The sequence below is a fragment of the Maribacter cobaltidurans genome, assembly GCF_002269385.1.
Taxonomy (GTDB): domain Bacteria; phylum Bacteroidota; class Bacteroidia; order Flavobacteriales; family Flavobacteriaceae; genus Maribacter; species Maribacter cobaltidurans.
Genome location: NZ_CP022957.1, coordinates 3,612,545 through 3,631,141, shown reverse-complemented (window position 1 = coordinate 3,631,141; position 18,597 = coordinate 3,612,545). Strand labels below are relative to the sequence as shown.

Annotated in this window: 14 protein-coding genes and 2 pseudogenes; 13 read left to right on the top strand and 3 right to left on the bottom strand. The window is 37.5% G+C overall.

Annotation, left to right across the window (positions count from 1 at the left end):
• Positions 1–143 precede the first annotated feature (143 nt).
• Positions 144–1,604, bottom strand: a pseudogene (locus CJ263_RS16255) (IS1182 family transposase); the annotation flags it as partial.
• A gap of 393 nt (positions 1,605–1,997) precedes the next feature.
• Between CJ263_RS16255 and CJ263_RS16250 the strand changes: the two are divergent.
• The 6 genes from CJ263_RS16250 to merA are packed head-to-tail and all read left to right on the top strand — an operon-like array spanning position 1,998 to position 5,984.
• Positions 1,998–2,375, top strand: coding sequence for an ArsR/SmtB family transcription factor (locus CJ263_RS16250; protein WP_027375684.1), 378 nt, complete (start codon positions 1,998–2,000; stop codon positions 2,373–2,375).
• Positions 2,372–2,977 (top strand): mercuric transport protein MerTP, encoded by a 606-nt coding sequence (gene merTP / locus CJ263_RS16245; RefSeq protein WP_034736775.1) that lies wholly within the window; start codon positions 2,372–2,374, stop codon positions 2,975–2,977. The genes CJ263_RS16250 and merTP overlap by 4 nt, the downstream gene beginning before the upstream one ends.
• A gap of 47 nt (positions 2,978–3,024) precedes the next feature.
• Positions 3,025–3,372 (top strand): heavy-metal-associated domain-containing protein, encoded by a 348-nt coding sequence (locus tag CJ263_RS16240; RefSeq protein ID WP_094998231.1) that lies wholly within the window; start codon positions 3,025–3,027, stop codon positions 3,370–3,372.
• Between the two features lies 1 nt (position 3,373).
• Complete coding sequence (locus tag CJ263_RS16235) at positions 3,374–3,670, top strand: hypothetical protein (protein WP_002978236.1); 297 nt, start codon at positions 3,374–3,376, stop codon at positions 3,668–3,670.
• Between the two features lie 19 nt (positions 3,671–3,689).
• The gene (merB, locus tag CJ263_RS16230; RefSeq protein ID WP_002978232.1) at positions 3,690–4,301 is read left to right on the top strand and encodes an organomercurial lyase; all 612 of its coding nucleotides are present in this window, start codon (positions 3,690–3,692) and stop codon (positions 4,299–4,301) included.
• Positions 4,302–4,331: 30 nt separating this feature from the next.
• Entirely contained in the window at positions 4,332–5,984 is a 1,653-nt protein-coding gene (gene merA / locus CJ263_RS16225; RefSeq protein WP_094998230.1) for a mercury(II) reductase, read from the top strand.
• 255 nt (positions 5,985–6,239) lie between these two features.
• On the opposite strand, the gene CJ263_RS16220 is transcribed toward merA, so the two are convergent.
• The gene (locus tag CJ263_RS16220; RefSeq protein ID WP_094996355.1) at positions 6,240–7,211 is read right to left on the bottom strand and encodes an IS110 family RNA-guided transposase; all 972 of its coding nucleotides are present in this window, start codon (positions 7,209–7,211) and stop codon (positions 6,240–6,242) included.
• Positions 7,212–7,727: 516 nt separating this feature from the next.
• On the opposite strand from CJ263_RS16220, the gene CJ263_RS16215 reads away from it, so the two are divergent.
• The 7 genes from CJ263_RS16215 (at position 7,728) to CJ263_RS16185 (ending at position 16,748) form a co-directional block, all read left to right on the top strand.
• On the top strand, positions 7,728–9,746 hold the full coding sequence (locus tag CJ263_RS16215; RefSeq protein ID WP_094998229.1) for a hypothetical protein: 2,019 nt from the start codon (positions 7,728–7,730) through the stop codon (positions 9,744–9,746).
• A gap of 2 nt (positions 9,747–9,748) precedes the next feature.
• Positions 9,749–10,684, top strand: coding sequence for a hypothetical protein (locus CJ263_RS16210; protein ID WP_094998228.1), 936 nt, complete (start codon positions 9,749–9,751; stop codon positions 10,682–10,684).
• A 9-nt stretch (positions 10,685–10,693) separates the two neighbouring features.
• Complete coding sequence (locus CJ263_RS16205; RefSeq protein ID WP_094998227.1) at positions 10,694–13,210, top strand: Hsp70 family protein; 2,517 nt, start codon at positions 10,694–10,696, stop codon at positions 13,208–13,210.
• A 158-nt stretch (positions 13,211–13,368) separates the two neighbouring features.
• Positions 13,369–15,141 carry an AAA family ATPase gene (locus CJ263_RS16200; RefSeq protein WP_094998226.1) on the top strand — a complete coding sequence of 591 codons (1,773 nt, stop codon included), beginning with the start codon at positions 13,369–13,371 and terminating at the stop codon, positions 15,139–15,141.
• 2 nt (positions 15,142–15,143) lie between these two features.
• Positions 15,144–15,683 (top strand): hypothetical protein, encoded by a 540-nt coding sequence (locus CJ263_RS16195; RefSeq protein ID WP_094998225.1) that lies wholly within the window; start codon positions 15,144–15,146, stop codon positions 15,681–15,683.
• Positions 15,673–15,981 (top strand): DUF6804 family protein, encoded by a 309-nt coding sequence (locus CJ263_RS16190; protein WP_094998224.1) that lies wholly within the window; start codon positions 15,673–15,675, stop codon positions 15,979–15,981. The genes CJ263_RS16195 and CJ263_RS16190 overlap by 11 nt, the downstream gene beginning before the upstream one ends.
• A 338-nt stretch (positions 15,982–16,319) precedes the next feature.
• Entirely contained in the window at positions 16,320–16,748 is a 429-nt protein-coding gene (locus CJ263_RS16185; protein WP_188669486.1) for a hypothetical protein, read from the top strand.
• Between the two features lie 226 nt (positions 16,749–16,974).
• On the opposite strand, the pseudogene CJ263_RS16180 reads toward CJ263_RS16185, so the two are convergent.
• Positions 16,975–18,435 (bottom strand): annotated as a pseudogene (locus tag CJ263_RS16180) (IS1182 family transposase); the annotation flags it as partial.
• Positions 18,436–18,597: the final 162 nt, after the last annotated feature.

Here is an 18,597-nt window from a genome sequence, read left to right as displayed (position 1 = left end):
CTTTTTATTTTTAGGACGACCGGGCAATCTAGATTTTTGGGCAACCCTACAAGTGTTCTTTCAAGTTCTTGGCACCCGTTTTTTATAAAAAATAACAAAGCAAGTTTCCCCGCCCCGCTCCCGATAGCTATCGGGATGGAACGTTTTTGGTCGAATTTCAGGTATTTTTTCAGGTTGTACGCGATTGCCGAGAGGTGCATCGCCTTGTTGGCCTGTTTCAATCCTATGGTATTTATCTTCCTGAGCCCCATAAACTGGGTAAGGGTGCCGAAAACGGGCTCGACCGTGCTCTGCCGTTTGCCCTTCATATACCTGCCCTGTGGGCCCTCGACCCGGGCAATGTTCCTTTCGTACTCGGCCCGGTAATAGGTAACGGTGAACTTCTTTTCCTGTGCGCTTTTGCCCAGGCACCGTGCCCGTAAGGGACAGCCAAGGCAGACATGCTTTCTTGCGCGGTACTCCTTCTTCTTTGTCTTGGTGCGGTAATCCAAAAACACTTTGGTAAATGGTATCACCTTGCCCTGTGGACAGATATAATGATCTTCCGTATTGTTATAGGTGAACCCGTCCGGACCACCCTTGTACGTGCCATGGGGCGGGATGAAGCTCTTCAGTCCCCGGGCTTCCAGAAAGGCGTAGTTCTCCCCACTGCTGTAACCGGTGTCCGCTACGCAGTTCTCCCATACCAGGCCTTCTTTCCAGAGCCTGCGTTTTACGCGCTTTACGATGTCCGGGAGGTGTTGGTTGTCCTTCCCGTCCGCATGGTAGGCCCTGATGTCCGTAATGACGTGGTGGGCCGTATCAACGCTCAGTTGGCCCAGGTAGTTCAGCTTTCTCGCCTTGCCCGGTTTTACGCTTATACGCGCATCGGGGTCCGTGGGGCTGTAATGTGTTTTGTTACTGGTATACTTGGCCCCCTTGTTACCGGCCCCCGGCCGTTGGTCCTGGTCCTTCGCCCACTTCTTGTTGCGGCCCTTTATGGCGGAGAGCTCATTGGCGTTGGCGGTAACACTTCGTTGTCCTTTATCGGACCTGTCGCCCTTGCTCTTGCGGTGGGGCACTTCTTTATCCATCGAACTAAGGACCCGCACCTTCCGCAGGTGTTCTTGCAGCTCTTCCTCCGGTACCTTCAGTTCCAAGGTATCCATGCTCGCGTTCGCCTTTACCGGCGCACTGTCGATCGCCTGGGTATGCCCGCTGACCATACCCTTGTCCGCGCACATACTCAAAACCTTGGTGAAGACTTCCTCGAACACACTTTCCGGGAACAGTTGGCGCGTACGGCTTATCGTAGAATGCCATGGCAGCTCCTCGTCGATATCGTAGCCGATAAAGTAAAGGACGTCCAAGCGCATCGAACAATGGTCGATCAGCTTGCGGTCGCTGATAATGTTCTCCAGATAGCCCACAAGGCACAGTTTGAAGAAGACCACCGGGTCGATGCTCTTCTGGCCGCTTTCGCCATAATACCCCTTGGTCAAAGGGTAGAGAAAGTCAAGGTCCAAAGCCCCTTTCAAACGCCTGTAGAAATTGTTCTCGGGTATACGCTCGCTCAACTGGAAATGTGCGAACAGTTTTTCCTGGTAATCCTTTTTTCCCTGCATACCTAAAGTTACGATCGATCTACCGAACGGCAATGATCAAGACCGTTTTTTTCTTAACTTGTGCAACAGGCACAATGGCTATAATTCATTGCGGTTGAATTCCTAATCGGAATTCAACGCTTTTTTGCTATCTTTCGGCTACGGCGGAAAGAATCCTGCGGATTTTTCCGCAACGAAATCATAGCCGAGACCGTTGTGCGTCACCCTAAAAACCCACCGCACATTTAGCACATTTGGTTTTTCCGACACTCAAAGCCAACGCTAAAAAACCAAAAGAGCTAAATCACCCACCGCTGACAAAGAAGAATTGTTAAAAACTATAATTAAGTATTTGCTTAAATAAGAAAACTATTTGTATTTTTGCTGCGTTATTAAATCCTAAACAAGGAAATTATGGAAAACAATCAATCGTGTATCCGTGTGTTTGCCGACAAGGTTCAAATAGACAATTGTAGAGAAATACTTCAAACCAACGACAAGGCATTCAGTCAACTGAGTGGACTTTTAGCATTGGCAGGAAACGAAGTAAGGTTAAAAATCTTATTTCTCTTAGAAGAAGAAAACGAACTTTGTCCTTGCGACCTTTCAGACATTCTCGGAATGAGCATCCCTGCCGTTTCGCAACACCTCAGAAAACTAAAAGACGGAAACGTCATTGAAGGTAGAAGAGAAGGACAAACCATTTTCTACTCTTTGAAACAGGAGCAACTTACTTTACTTCGTCCATTTTTTAAACACATCATAAACAATTCAAAAAAGGAAACAGTATGAACAAGAAAAACAACAGACTTGTCGGAGCGGGTGTGCTTTCGGCAGTAGCAGCATCACTTTGCTGCATTACACCTGTATTGGCTCTTATTTCAGGAGCTTCAGGAGTGGCATCTACCTTTTCATGGATGGAACCAGCAAGACCTTATCTAATCGGTATCACCGTTTTGGTATTGGGCTTTGCTTGGTATCAGAAACTCAAACCACGAACAGCCGAAGAAATCCAATGTGATTGCGAAGAAGACGAAAAAAAACCCTTTATGCAGACCAAAACATTCTTGGGAATTGTAACCGTGTTTGCAGCCTTGATGCTCGCTTTTCCAAACTATGCACACATTTTCTATCCTTCAAACGACAACAAGGAAGTTGTAATCGTCAATGCTTCTGACATCCAAACGGTAACTTTTGATGTAAAAGGAATGACTTGCAATGGTTGTGCTTCACACGTAGAAAATGATGTGAACAAATTGCCAGGCATTGTTAAGGTAGATGCGATTTATGAAGAAGCGACTGCCAAAGTAGAATTTGACCAAACCAAAGTGAGTCTTGCTCAAATTGAAGAAGCCATCAACGGTACAGGTTACAAAGTGGTTGGCAAGAAATAGTATTTTTTTGCCCCTCGTATTTAAGAACTTAATTAAATAATTATACTATGAAAAAGAATTTAATTCTATTGAGTGCTTTGTTCCTAATTGGAATTGCTCAGCTTAATGCTCAATGTTGCAAACCGACTGACAATAAAGCACAAACAGCAAATACAACACAGCAAGAAGGTAAGACCCTGCAACTGAAAATCACGGGAATGACTTGTGCAGGTTGTTCCAACCATATTTCAAATGCCCTCAAAGAAGTGGACGGCATTATTGAACACAAAGTGGAATATCCGGGCGATTTGGCAACTATCCAGTACGACCCAAGCAAAACAAATCCTGAAGCTATCATAAAAGTAATTGAAAAAACAGGTTATAAAGCCGAAATCATTAAAGAAAATTCTAAATAATATGAAAACTGTAAAATTAATTTTAGGCATTGTTACTATCGGGATGATAGTAGCTAGTTGTAATAAAGAAGTACAGGAACCGGAAGTAAAACCAACAAATTCTTCAACTCCCGGTACTAATTCTTCCACCCCAACAGGTACTTCGACCATTTCTTACACAGATTTGAGTGCGGAACAAAGCACCATTGCGATTGGGGCAACCACAAAAGTAACAGCTACAGCAACAGGAGATGGTCTTTCTTATATCTGGAGTGCATCAGATGGCGATATTATAGGAAGTAAAGCATGTTTGCAGTAAAACCCCAAATAGAAAACTTATGAAAAATCAACGAAAATATATTGACGGTCAATTAAACGACATTCTTTTTTCTGAATTTAAGATAAAGAATAGCGATTTTATTTTACGAATATTTCAAGAATTGATGCAAGGCAGTTCTATATCTAAAAACAGATTTTATAAACTAATAAAAGTGTCCAAAGATAAAGCGGACGCTATTTTGAATAAACTGGGCGAAACCGATGTACAAGGAAATATTATTGCATTTTCTGGTCTATCTACAGTTCCTACCAAACATCGCTTTATTGTAAATGGTAAGATGTTATACACATGGTGTGTAGTAGATGCCATTCTGTTTGCTGAATGGTTAGATGTGGAAGTCAATGTTCATTCGTCCGACCCAATTGATAGTTCTCTCATAGAATTACAAATAAACGGAGGTCAGCTATTATGGACAACTCCTTATCCTTTATTTATTTCTTGGGTAGAATCTGTTGACACCTGCAATATTAAAGGGTCGCTATGTAATCACGTTTCATTTTTTGCAAGCGAAAGAACAGCAAAACAATGGTTAAAAAATAATCCTGATGGAAAAATATTGACGCTTGAGGATTTCTTTGAGCCTAAAAACATAGGAATGAAATGTTGTTAAGTATAGTCCTAAATAAATTAAAAAAATAAGATGAAAGAAGAAAAAATAAAATTGGAAATTGCAGGTATGACCTGCGACCATTGTGCCACAGGAATAAAAAAAATGCTTTCACAAAATGAGGGTGTTAAAGAAGCCAATGTGAGCTACCCAAAAGCTACTTGTGAATGTTCTTTTGACCCTACCAAAACAAGTAAAGAAGAAATCATCAATACCATTAACGGCACAAAAAACTATCGTGTAAAAAGTGAAATTTCTGAAAATGGAAATAGTAGGAATAATCAATTTGATTTAATCATTATCGGTGGCGGTTCGGCTGCATTTTCGGCAGCTATAAAAGCCGAAAGTTTAGGTTTAACGACCTTAATGGTAAACGGTGGTTTGGACTTTGGCGGTACTTGTGTCAACGTGGGTTGTGTGCCTTCTAAAAATCTTATTCGTGCAGGCGAGTCGGCTTATCACGCTACACATTCCAACTTTGAAGGCATCCGACCAAAAGGCGTTGATATTGATTTTGCTCAAATCATCAAAGACAAGAAAAAATTAGTAGCCACACTTCAAGAGAAAAAATATATGGATGTGGTAAGCGATTTTGAAAACCTGACTATGCTAAAAGGTTGGGCAAAATTCAAAGACAACAAAACCATTTTGGTTGATGGCAAGGAATACAAAGCCTTCAAATTTTTAATTGCTGCGGGAGCTACGACCAACATTCCGACTATTGAAGGATTGGACAAAATTGACTACTTGACCAACGTTTCCCTTTTCGACTTGGAAGAAAAACCCGAAAGCTTGACCATTATGGGAGCAGGTTACATAGGTTTGGAAATTGCAATGGCGTACAATCGTTTAGGCGTTAAAGTCCGAATCATTGAATTTACCGACCGTGTTCTACGGACACAAACCCCAGACATCAGTGAAGCATTGGAAACCCAAATGCGAAAAGAAGGCATTGAAATCTTACCTAATTTCAGAGCCGTGAAATTCGAGAAACAAGCGAATGAAACCATCATTCACTGTAAATGTCCTGACGGTTCATTTACGCAAATTATAGAAAAAGGTAAGGTAGTAATTGCCACAGGCACAAAAGCCAATACAAGCCAATTAGGGTTAGATAACATTGGTTTGGAACTCACCAAAAGCGGACATATCGCTGTGAATGAAAAAATGGAAACCAATCTACCTAACATTTACGCAGCAGGTGACGTAACCAACACCCCTGCATTTGTTTATACAGCCGCTTTTGAAGGTAAAATTGCCGTTGAAAATGCGTTCTCAGGAACAGATAATAAAGCCGATTATTCTTCTTTACCTTGGGTGGTGTTTACTGACCCACAAATTGCAGGGGCAGGTTTAGATGAAGCACAGGCAGAATCAAAAGGCATTCCGTTTGAAGTGTCAAAATTGGAATTGAAAGACGTACCGAGAGCCATAGCAGCCAACGACACAAGGGGTTTCATCAAACTCATTCGTAACTCGGAAACTGACAAACTTATAGGTGCAAGAGTAGTCGCACCCGAAGGTGGAGAACTCATACAACAATTAAGTATGGCAATCAAATACGGAATAATGGTGAAAGACTTAGCAGACAGTTTCTACCCTTATTTGACTTTGGGAGAAGGTATAAAATTAGCAGCAATAACTTTCGGAAAAGACGTATCAAAATTAAGTTGCTGTGCCAGTTAATCCGCCCCAAAGGCACACACTCTTGCAAGTCGCACCAGCCAACGCTTGACCAAAACTTGCAAGAGAGAGTGCCTTCCCTACCCCAAAAAATCCTACCTTTGAAAATTGACTAAACCGACTGAAAATAAAGGGCGAACGCACAACAAAGAACTGAGCTAAAAAACAACTCTTTTCCGCATTAAATTTGAAACATAGTTATCCTCTACCACAACCCATAGGTAAGGATTATGGTCAAAAAAATCATTTACTTTCATTCTACCTTCTAGTCAGAACAGAGACAAAACCCTCATCATAGGGCAATCCGGATCTGGCGATTGCAAAACTCTGTTTAAGAAGCTTGTTGGCTACAGCTATCAATGCCAGTTTCTTGCTCTTCCCCTTGTTCACGATTCGCTCATATACCTCCTTACATGCCTTGTTGTGCTTGCAGGCGGTAAAGGAACATAGGAACAAAAGATTACGTAGCTTTCTATTGCCCACTTTGCTTATCCGTGCACGACCTCTAACGCTGCTCCCCGATTCTCTGATCGTTGGGGTAATTCCGACATAACTACAGAGCTGTGATGCATTCTCGAACTTGGAAAAACCATCCGTCACAACTATCAAGAACAATGCGGTCTTTTGACCTATTCCCGGTATACTGGTGATTAAGGTCAATTGCTCTTGTTGGTCTTCTTTTACCAAGGAAAGGATTTTTGATTCGATGGCTATCACCTCCTTATCAAGCTGCTTCTTGTTACGCACCAAGGAACGATGGACAAACTTTGAGGGAATACCCAGAACAGCTTCTCCATGTATCTTGTTCTTAGTTGCGGTACGTTGTTTTAAATAGGTGTCCAATAACCGGAACAACTGTAAACATTCACTCTGGGTATCCGTCAAGGAATTGTAGAGTGGAACATCATTGGACAAAGCGTATTCACAAATAGCCTTTGCATCACTTTTGTCCGTCTTTACCTTGGCCAGTTTCATTTGTATGAAACGCTTTATGGACAATGGATTTACAACAGAAACGATTACTCCGTTTTTGTAAAGAAACTGTGCAAGTCTATAATGATAATAACCGGTAGCTTCCATAACCACCAATGAACCTTGGGGCAATTCCTTAAGGTATTTCCTGAATCCCGTTTCATCGTTCTTATACTGGCTGTGACCAATGTTACTACCATGTACATCAAAGACATCCTTACTGATGTCGACTCCAAAAGTTTCTTTATATTTATTCATAACGAATGTTTTATGAAAGAACTGGCTACTTCTGCTCACAACAACTTGAAAACGAGATCTAGGTCTCACAGAACTGAACGTGATTTAAGTAGTAAAAGAGAGAGGATTATCAATGTTGTCGAAGTCTAAAGCTTCACCGTGTATAGTAACCTTAATTCTCTCTTTTGTTCTTTCTGATTTATACAATCAATTTATAGAGAATCAAACTTAAGTTGTGTATAAGCAATAGCGGGTGAAGTGGTAAAATCAAGGTCTGTGCTTTTAATAAGCTTTGTGCTAAACTGAAAGGTTTGTACTTTCAAATCCGCTACTGCTCATACACGAAACCGTTGTAAGCAAGCTGAAACCAGCCGCACAAACAGCACATTTGGTTTTTGCCAACACGAAAGCCAACGCTGAAAAACCAAAAGAGCTGTTTTTTGCCAACGCTCGAAAAAAACAAGTAAAATACGGAAAACCGTAATAAAAGAAAAAGATGAATTGTATTTTTAGGAATTTAAAACCAACCGAAAAAATATGGAGCTAATCCAAAATAACCCTTTTAGAATTGCAGGAATTCTATCTAATGCTACTGAAAGAGAATTGCAAAGAAACAAAAGCAGATTTCTAAAATTTGCTGAAGTTGGAAAAGAAATTGAATCTGATTATGATTTTAATAATTGCCTGCAATTATTAAATCGAAATAAAGATAATTTAACTCAAGCTTTTTCTCACATTCAGCAAAACCAAGACAAAGTAAACTTCGCTCTGTTTTGGTTTTTAAATGGAAGTCCTTTTGACAAAACCGCAATTGAATACCTGAAAAATGGAGACGAAGAAAAAGCGGTTGAAATTTGGGAAAAAGTAACACAAAATAAAGAAGTGAATTCAAAAAACTTCTCGGCTTTCAATAATTTGGGAACTTACAAACTTTTAAGCCAAACCCAAGATGAAATAAAAGAAGGAATTGAAGCCAAAATAAAACTTATAGAATCCGAGTACTTCCAGAATTTCGTTCATTCTGTTGCTGATGAAACCTTTACGATTGACAATGAAAAACAAATAGAAAAATTGGTTGATGAATTGCTGACGCAATTCAAAAACCAATATTCTAGCTCTGAAACATTACAATTGTTCAGTAATTGCAATGGTTCAACACAGAAATATCTTTCAAAAAAGTTTACAGAAGAACCAATACACAATATTGAAAGCCAAATTGAAAGCACAAAAAACAAAAGAAACAAGAACAAAAGTAAAGCCTATCAATTCGGATTAAATTTAGCTACAAAATGTAAAAGCGATTTAGTACTTCTACAATCTTTACTTGGAACAACTGACTTGAAATATAAAACAATAGCAGACCAGCTTGCAAATGAAATAATGCAATGTGGAATTGATTATTTCAATGAAAGTCAAGAAAATGATTCAAGTGATAATTATCTTGAATCTGCACAGAAGCTAACAAAAATTGCAGATAGAATAGCTGTTGGTAAACTAACTAAAGACCGAGCAAAAGATAGTCTTGCTTCGCTCGAAGAAATGAAAGACAAAAGTCTTTTGCAAACAGTTGAATTATTACAATCAGTAAAAGACGCTTATGAAACAAATGAAGCAACTATAAGAAGACAGGTTAAAGAATTAGAAGAAACAGACGTTGAAATAAGATTAGGAATGAAATCTATAAATCAATCTGCTGTTGAGGACAACATTAAGAATTCAATAAATTGGAAAGAGGTAAATAATTTACTAAATGCAGTTTTGGATGACAATAGTTTAGAGAAGATTAAAGACAGTTCTAATCATCAACTTAAAGCAGAATTTATTGAATTGACAAATTGGTTAAAAGAACATTCTTCAAGTAATTCAACAATAAATAACATAATTTCTAAATACAAAAAGATACCACCAAAATTATCTTTTGAGATTTTATCATCCGAGATTACTAATACAGATAACAATCCATTGTACACTAAATTTGTGAGGTATATTGGATTAAACCTCAATATAAAAGTGGAAAGTCCTACTTCTGTAAACTTCTACCTAAAGTATATAAATCCTGATGGTAGTATCAAACGAAACTCAAAAATTTCACCAATTGGATATTCTCAATCAACTACAAAAGAAATAAAGAATGATTCAAAAACAATTGAGTTACCAGGTTGGGGTAATGCAGATAAATGCACATACAAGATAGGAGAACATCGTATTGAAGTATATGTTGATGAATATTTAGTTCACAGCAAAAAATATATTATTGAGTTAGCACCTTCTGAAAGAATAGCAAAGGAAATATCAAGTGCTGAAAAGGAGTTAAGACGAATAAACCAAACGAATTACCTCGAAAATGAAATTAGATTTGCTCGCAATGAAATGAGCGAAATTCAAAAATTCAAACTGTTTAGAGGTAGCTCTGAAAAGCAAGAACAAATTCAATCCCAACAAAAGAAAATTGACCAGCTCACAGAAAAATCAAAAATAGAAAAGAGAAGAAACATCAAATCTCAAGAAGAAAAGATTTATAAATTAAAAATGGAGCTTTCAGCAGCAAAATACTAACAATGAGAAAAACACTACTAATAATTGCTTTTTTAGGAGCAGCCAATCTTTTTGCTCAAGAGCAACCAAATACTGAATTAATTGAGACAATTAAAAATTTACAAACTCAAGTAAACCAACAGCAAAGCGATATTCAAAAACTTTATTCCGAATTGAATAAAGAATACAGAACATATCGCATTGTTAAAGAAGATTTGAACCAAACAATTATTGACAATCAAGTAAAAGTTGTGGATAGCTTGAACACTCTAATTAACAAAAGCAAGCAAGCATTATCTTCTATCAACAAGCAACTAAACACAAAAATTCAGCAAGCAGATGAAAATGCTAACATCAAAATTTCAGAACTAGATAGCAATTTAGATAAAAACCGTTTGTATTGGATTATTGCCACTTTGGCAACTCTTTTATTAGGTGGTTTGGTTTATTGGTTATTGGGCAAACGTATCAAATCAAGCAAGAATGATGTGGAAACCCAAATCAGAAATACCAAAGCTTCATTAGAAGAAGAAAGTGTGAAATTGGATAACAAATTAGTAGAAGTTTTAGAAACACAACTAAAACTAAAGCAAGAAGAAACCAAATCACAACCTAGTATTTCCAATGATAAAGAAGACCATTCTTTGGCTTTAAAAGTAGCTGACGAAATTGTGAGAATGCAAAAGAATATATCAAAGATGGATGAAGGTACAAAAGGACTAAAACCTCTTACAAAGGGCATCGAACGTATTCAAAACAATTTTGCTGCAAATGGTTACGAAATGATTAATCTGTTGAATACTGAATATGATGAAAGAAATAACATTGATGTTATCAATTTTATTACAGATGAAAATTTAGCAGATAACAAACGAATTATATCAGCAGTAATAAAACCACAAGTTAACTATAATGGCGTCCTTATTCAGAGAGCACAAGTTGACGTATCACAAAATTAAAAGTATAAAATGGCAAGAACAAAAATTGACTACGGAATTGATTTAGGAACTACTAATTCCGCAATTTCCAGAATGGAAAATGGAGAACCAACGATAAAAAAACTACCTCAAAAGGACACAATGGCTTCTTGTGTAGCATTCAATAAAAAGGGGATTTTAGTTGGAGATAAAGCATATGCCGCTTATCGAAGTGAAAAGGAAGCAGCATTATCTAAAAAAACCGAAAACAATGCGTTTATTGAGTTTAAACGAACAATGGGTACTGATAAAAAATATTTTAGTCCTCATTTCGGAAGCGAATTAAGTTCAGAGGAATTATCGGCAGAGATTCTAAAGAATTTAAAATCTTTTATTACTGATGAAAACTTCTCTTCCATAGTGATAACTGTTCCAGCTGCTTTTAAGACTAATCAAATTGATGCGACAAGACGAGCAGGAAAATTGGCAGGGTTTGACCACGTTGAAGTTCTGCAAGAACCTGTAGCTGCTTCAATGGCTTATGGATTAGAATCCAACAAAAAAGATGGCTTTTGGTTAGTGTTTGATTTTGGTGGTGGAACTTTTGATGCTGCACTTTTAAAGGTTGAAGAAGGAATAATGAAAGTGCTTGATACAGAGGGAGACAATTATTTAGGCGGTAAAAACTTGGATTTTGCTATCGTTGATGAGATATTATTACCTCATATCAAAGAGAACTTTTCAATTGATAATATTCTGAATAATGAAGATACTAAAACACAATACAGAGAAGCATTAAAATCATTTGCGGAAGAACTAAAAAACGAACTTTCTTTTAAAGATACATACAATTTATATAAAGAAGACAGATGCGGAATAGATGATGATGGTGAAGAAATAGAAATTGATATAACGGTTTCGCAATCTGAAATTGAAAAGGCTCTAGCACCTATTTTTCAAAAATCTATTGATATTAGCCAAAAATTATTAGCTAGAAAAAACATTAATGGTTCAAACCTTGAATCACTAATACTTGTTGGTGGACCAACATTTTCACCAGTATTACGAAAAATGTTAGAAGCACAAATATGCAAACCAGATACAAGTGCTGACCCAATGACAGTAGTTTCAAAAGGTGCTGCATTATATGCGTCAACAGTTGATGTTTCGGAAGAAGTAAAAGAACAAACAAGAGATAAAACGAAGATTCAGCTCGAAATTGCTAATGAATCTTCTACTGTAGAAACTGAAGAATTTGTTCCAATAAAAATTTTAGCTGACAAAACAGAAGGTGAAATCCCTGAAAAAGTGTTTGCAGAAGTTACAAGAAGCGATAAAGCTTGGTCAAGTGGAAAAGTAGAAATAAATACTATTGGTGATGTTGTTGAAATTCAATTGAACGAAGGCAAAACAAATATTTTTGAAGTTGTCCTTTTTGATGATAAAGGAAATACTTTAGAAAGTGAACCTTCAAGTTTTAGTGTAATTCAAGGGATTAGTGGTATAGGTTCAATGCAAACGCTTCCTTATAACTTTGGTATTGAGATAAAACAAAAATCGACAGGAAAAATTGTGTTTTCACAAGTAAAAGGATTGGAAAAAAATAAATCTTTTCCCGTTGTTGGTATTAGAAACGGATTAAAAACTCAAAACCAAATTCGCCCAGGAATGGATTCTGATTTTATCAAAATCCCGCTTTATCAAGGAGAACACGCTTCTGATGGTACAAGGGCAATTTATAATGAACACGTTTATGATGTAATCATTACAGGTAATGATTTACCTGCTCTTTTACCTGAAAATAGTGAAGTTGAATTAACTGTCAATATTAATAAATCCCAAGAAATAGATGTACAAGTTTACTTTCCATATTTAGACCATACATCTGAAATTAAGGTAGATAAAGACAAAGTTCAATCTGTTGAAACAAGTTGGTTAGCAAATGAAATAAGAAAAGCTAAAGGAAGTGTTGTAGAATTAAAACAGGATGGAAATTCTGATAATACAAAACTTCAAAAAATTGAAGTTGAATTAGAACAGCTAGAAAAATCATTTGAAAACAACAAAAATGACGTAGATGGAAAACAAGAGGTTTTAACCAATTTGAGAAAATCTTTAAAATCAATTGACGAATTAAGCGAAACAACCGAATGGCCAAAATTAGAAGAAGCTTTAAAAGAAGAATTTTACCGATTAGAAGAAGCCAATCGTGATTTAGGAAATGGTAAAACCACACAAGTAGTGAATCAATTCCGTTCACAATTAGAAGAAGTTATAAAAACTAAAGATGTGAAAATTGGCAATGTTCTTTTAGAAGAAATTAGTATGTTTTTCTTCAAATTAACAGAGATATATCAGTTTATTGGTATGATAAAAGGTTTTAACGAAAATTTTGAAGATTATAGTTGGAATGATTCCAATAGAGCAAGACAATTGGTAAATAACGGGATTAGAAATATTTCAGAAAATCCAGATAAAGAAGAATTAAGACAAATACTCATTTCACTTTATGATATGATACCAGATACAGAAAGACCTAGTGATGATGGTGGACTTGTAACAGGATAAAAATAATTTGATAACAAATGGCAAAAACAAAACAAATAGAAGTTCAAGGTTCAGTAATAAATCTATCACTTGCAAAAGATTCTTATTATATCTGCATTAGAGATATGGCAAATGAAGTAACTTTTAGAGAATGTATCGTTTAAAAAATTGGACAATTAATGAATAAAACCAATTACATCTTATCCAAAGGTCAAACGATTGGCGAGAATTATAAAGTAACATTCTTTCTCAAAAAAGGAAGTTACGCAGAAACATATCGTGTAAAAGACCAAGAAGGAAAAACAAAATTATTAAAACTGTTTGCCTATTCTAAATTAGACAGAACTCAATTTAATAACAATGGTGACATTTTAGAAATTGAAATACTAAAGCAAATCAAACATCCAAATTTGGTAAAGTATTGTGATAATGGAGAATTGCTCGTAGAAAATCAAAAATATGCTTTTGTAATTCTTGATTTTATTAGTGGTGAAACATTGGCAGATAAATTAAAACGTGAGCAGTCGCTAAATATTTATGAAGCTAAAGACATTATTTTAGGTGTATTAAATGGATTGAAGTATTTACATTCTTTAAACAATCCAATCATCCATAACGATATTACCAACTTAAATGTAATGTTGGATTTGTCAGGTAAAATTTCCATTCCCAAAATTATTGATTTTGGCTATGCTCGTTTTTTAAGTCAATCCAACAAAGACTTTTTGAAAGAAGGATTAAATCCATTTTACCAAGCGAATGAAGCATTTAATAAAATCTTCTCTGTTCAAAGTGATGTGTTTTCTGTTGGTGCTTTGTATTATCATTTGTTAGAAGGTCTACCACCTTGGTTCGTAGAAATTTCTAAATACAAGGCAGATAACGTAAAATTAGAAGATGCTGTTATTGGCAAACGAAAAAAACCTTTAAGATTCTCGAATATTACTGATGAACAAACCCAAAATATCATCAGCAATGCTTTACAACCAAATGCAGATAATCGTTTTAAAAATGTTAGTGATTTTGTCAAAGCTATTAACGGTGAATTGGAAGTACAACAATTGTCTTCGCCACAACAGACCTCAAAACCTAAACTAAAAGAAATCAAGAAAGGAAAAGGTTTTTCAGCTATTGCAGGAATGCAAGAATTGAAAGACACTATCAAACTTGATGTTATTGATGCTTTAAATGAAAAAGAACGTTATGCAGAATACGGTTTAACAATTCCTAACGGAATGTTACTTTATGGACCACCAGGCTGTGGAAAGACATTTTTTGCAGAACGAATGGCTGAAGAAATTGGGTTTAATTTCTATCAATTAAAGCCATCTGATATTCAAAGTAAGTTTGTAAATCAAACACAGGAACAAATCAAAAACATTTTTGATGAAGCTCGTGAAAATGCACCGAGCATAATTTTCATTGATGAATTAGATGCAGTTGTCCCAAATCGTGATAATTCGAGTGTTAATCATATGAACACAAGTGCTGTTAATGAGTTTTTAGCACAAATGAATAATTGCGGTGAAGATGGAATTTTCATTATTGGTGCAACTAATAGACCAAATTCGATTGACCCAGCTATTTTAAGAGCAGGAAGATTAGACAAGGTGATTTATTTGCCACCACCAGACCTCGAAGCTCGTGAGTTAATGTTTAAATTATACTTGGAGAAAAGACCAAGAGAAATAGGTTTGGATTATTCTGAATTTGCAAAAGCAACAAAACACTATGTTTCTAGCGATATTAAATTCCTTTGTGATGAAGCATCAAGAAAAGCATTAAACCTAAAATCAAGAATTTCAAAAGAGATTTTACTTGAAACAATCAAGATAAACAAACCTTCCATTTCTCTAAAAGAATTAAATAATTACATCGCTATCAGAGCAAAAATGGAAGGGTTAGCAGAAAACACTAACGACCGGCCAAGAATCGGTTTTAAAAACAATTAAATATGGAAGCATTACAATTCAATAAACTATTGCTTAAAACAGCTTTTTCGTGTATGGCTTGTGATGGCGATATTGACAAGCGAGAAATTAAACTGATTAAACGATTGCATAAAGAGAAAAAGACTTTTGGAGATTTAGATGTCAATGCAGAAATGGACAATCTTTTAATTACTATCAATAAAGATGGACATCAATTTATGAGAGATTATTTTGATGAACTAACATCTTCTGAATTGTCAGAAGTAAATGAATTAAACTTGATTGAAGTTGCAATTGACACAATAAAAGCAGACGAAAAAGTAGAGTACAGCGAAATTAAATTCTTTAAGGTTATACGCTCAAAATTGAAAATAGGTAATGAACTAATTCTTGACAAGCATCCTGATTTTGAAGACTATTTAGAACAAGATATTATAAGCGAATCTTATTTATCAAGACTTCAAGAAGACTTTTTTGACACGCATATCTCAAATGAATTTGAACTTATTAGTGAAATTGATTCTGCAACACTCGACAGCTTTAAACAAAATAATGAAGAATAGCGAAACAATTATAAAGGTTGGTTTAGCATTATTGTTGTTTTTGTGCTTGTTGGATATGCCTTATGGATTTTATCAATTTGTTCGCTTTGTCGCATTAATTGGATTTGGAATTTTGGCTTATAACACAAACCAACAGGATAAGAATACTGAAATGATTATTTACGGAGGACTTGCACTACTCTTTCAACCTTTTTTTAAAATAGCACTTGGAAGGGAAATGTGGAACATTGTAGACGTAATTGTCGGAATTGGACTTATTGCAAGTTTGTTTATGAATAGAACAAAAAGCCAACGCTAAAAGCCACACACATTTGCAATTCGCATCAGCCAACGCTAGTCCAAAAATTGCAAAAGAGTATGTCTTGCCGAAGCTCACTTCCGAACCAACATTAAAACCTCGGAAAACCAAGCAGGACGTGGAAAGCCAGCTTACAACAATGTATAAAAATAATAGCGGTTTAATCGCTAAAACGAAAGTATGTAAATATAAAAAAGGTCAATGTTTAACCGAAAAGTTAGTGAGTAAAAATCCGCTACTATTCTTATACTAGACCGTTGTAAACAATTATGAAATCGAGATTCGTAATAATAATTTCTCTAATATTTCCAATTTTTGGTATCGCTCAAAATTTTGAGTTGATAAAACCAAATGTTGCGGAACTAAATGCGGAACTGAAAAAAACGAACTACTCACAAGATGTGACTTACTTATATCTAAATCGGAATTACAAAACGGAATCTGAAAAATTGGATGTTAAAAAATATGATTATCCTGATTACAGTATTTGTGCATTTAAACAAAAATTTGAACACGGAATTGTTTACTCGGAAGAACAATGCAGAGAAGCAGGCGGAATAACAACTAAACTGACTTTACCCAAAACGGACAAAAAAAGCATTATCCAATGGGTTGAGCTGATTTTTAAAAGTTCGTCAATGGACATAGAACACGGATGGAACTCGGAGAAAACTAAATTTGGACCGACTGACGATGGTGCTGGATGCTACTTTGAAATTAAGGAAACTGAAAACAATACTGAAATAGATATGTATTGCGGATGTTAAAAATAACTGTTTACAACAATGGTAACCGTTGCGCAAGCCCTTGAACAGCAAAAAAGAGACCTCTTTTAAGCCCTTTTTAGGGGCTTTTTATTTTTAGGACGACCGGGCAATCTAGATTTTTGGGCAACCCTACAAGTGTTCTTTCAAGTTCTTGGCACCCGTTTTTTATAAAAAATAACAAAGCAAGTTTCCCCGCCCCGCTCCCGATAGCTATCGGGATGGAACGTTTTTGGTCGAATTTCAGGTATTTTTTCAGGTTGTACGCGATTGCCGAGAGGTGCATCGCCTTGTTGGCCTGTTTCAATCCTATGGTATTTATCTTCCTGAGCCCCATAAACTGGGTAAGGGTGCCGAAAACGGGCTCGACCGTGCTCTGCCGTTTGCCCTTCATATACCTGCCCTGTGGGCCCTCGACCCGGGCAATGTTCCTTTCGTACTCGGCCCGGTAATAGGTAACGGTGAACTTCTTTTCCTGTGCGCTTTTGCCCAGGCACCGTGCCCGTAAGGGACAGCCAAGGCAGACATGCTTTCTTGCGCGGTACTCCTTCTTCTTTGTCTTGGTGCGGTAATCCAAAAACACTTTGGTAAATGGTATCACCTTGCCCTGTGGACAGATATAATGATCTTCCGTATTGTTATAGGTGAACCCGTCCGGACCACCCTTGTACGTGCCATGGGGCGGGATGAAGCTCTTCAGTCCCCGGGCTTCCAGAAAGGCGTAGTTCTCCCCACTGCTGTAACCGGTGTCCGCTACGCAGTTCTCCCATACCAGGCCTTCTTTCCAGAGCCTGCGTTTTACGCGCTTTACGATGTCCGGGAGGTGTTGGTTGTCCTTCCCGTCCGCATGGTAGGCCCTGATGTCCGTAATGACGTGGTGGGCCGTATCAACGCTCAGTTGGCCCAGGTAGTTCAGCTTTCTCGCCTTGCCCGGTTTTACGCTTATACGCGCATCGGGGTCCGTGGGGCTGTAATGTGTTTTGTTACTGGTATACTTGGCCCCCTTGTTACCGGCCCCCGGCCGTTGGTCCTGGTCCTTCGCCCACTTCTTGTTGCGGCCCTTTATGGCGGAGAGCTCATTGGCGTTGGCGGTAACACTTCGTTGTCCTTTATCGGACCTGTCGCCCTTGCTCTTGCGGTGGGGCACTTCTTTATCCATCGAACTAAGGACCCGCACCTTCCGCAGGTGTTCTTGCAGCTCTTCCTCCGGTACCTTCAGTTCCAAGGTATCCATGCTCGCGTTCGCCTTTACCGGCGCACTGTCGATCGCCTGGGTATGCCCGCTGACCATACCCTTGTCCGCGCACATACTCAAAACCTTGGTGAAGACTTCCTCGAACACACTTTCCGGGAACAGTTGGCGCGTACGGCTTATCGTAGAATGCCATGGCAGCTCCTCGTCGATATCGTAGCCGATAAAGTAAAGGACGTCCAAGCGCATCGAACAATGGTCGATCAGCTTGCGGTCGCTGATAATGTTCTCCAGATAGCCCACAAGGCACAGTTTGAAGAAGACCACCGGGTCGATGCTCTTCTGGCCGCTTTCGCCATAATACCCCTTGGTCAAAGGGTAGAGAAAGTCAAGGTCCAAAGCCCCTTTCAAACGCCTGTAGAAATTGTTCTCGGGTATACGCTCGCTCAACTGGAAATGTGCGAACAGTTTTTCCTGGTAATCCTTTTTTCCCTGCATACCTAAAGTTACGATCGATCTACCGAACGGCAATGATCAAGACCGTTTTTTTCTTAACTTGTGCAACAGGCACAATGTATAACCGCAATTACGGCGGATTCGACTGCGTCCGAATCCACTCGGAATTGCTAACGCCAGTTATAAACCGAAAATTAACGCATA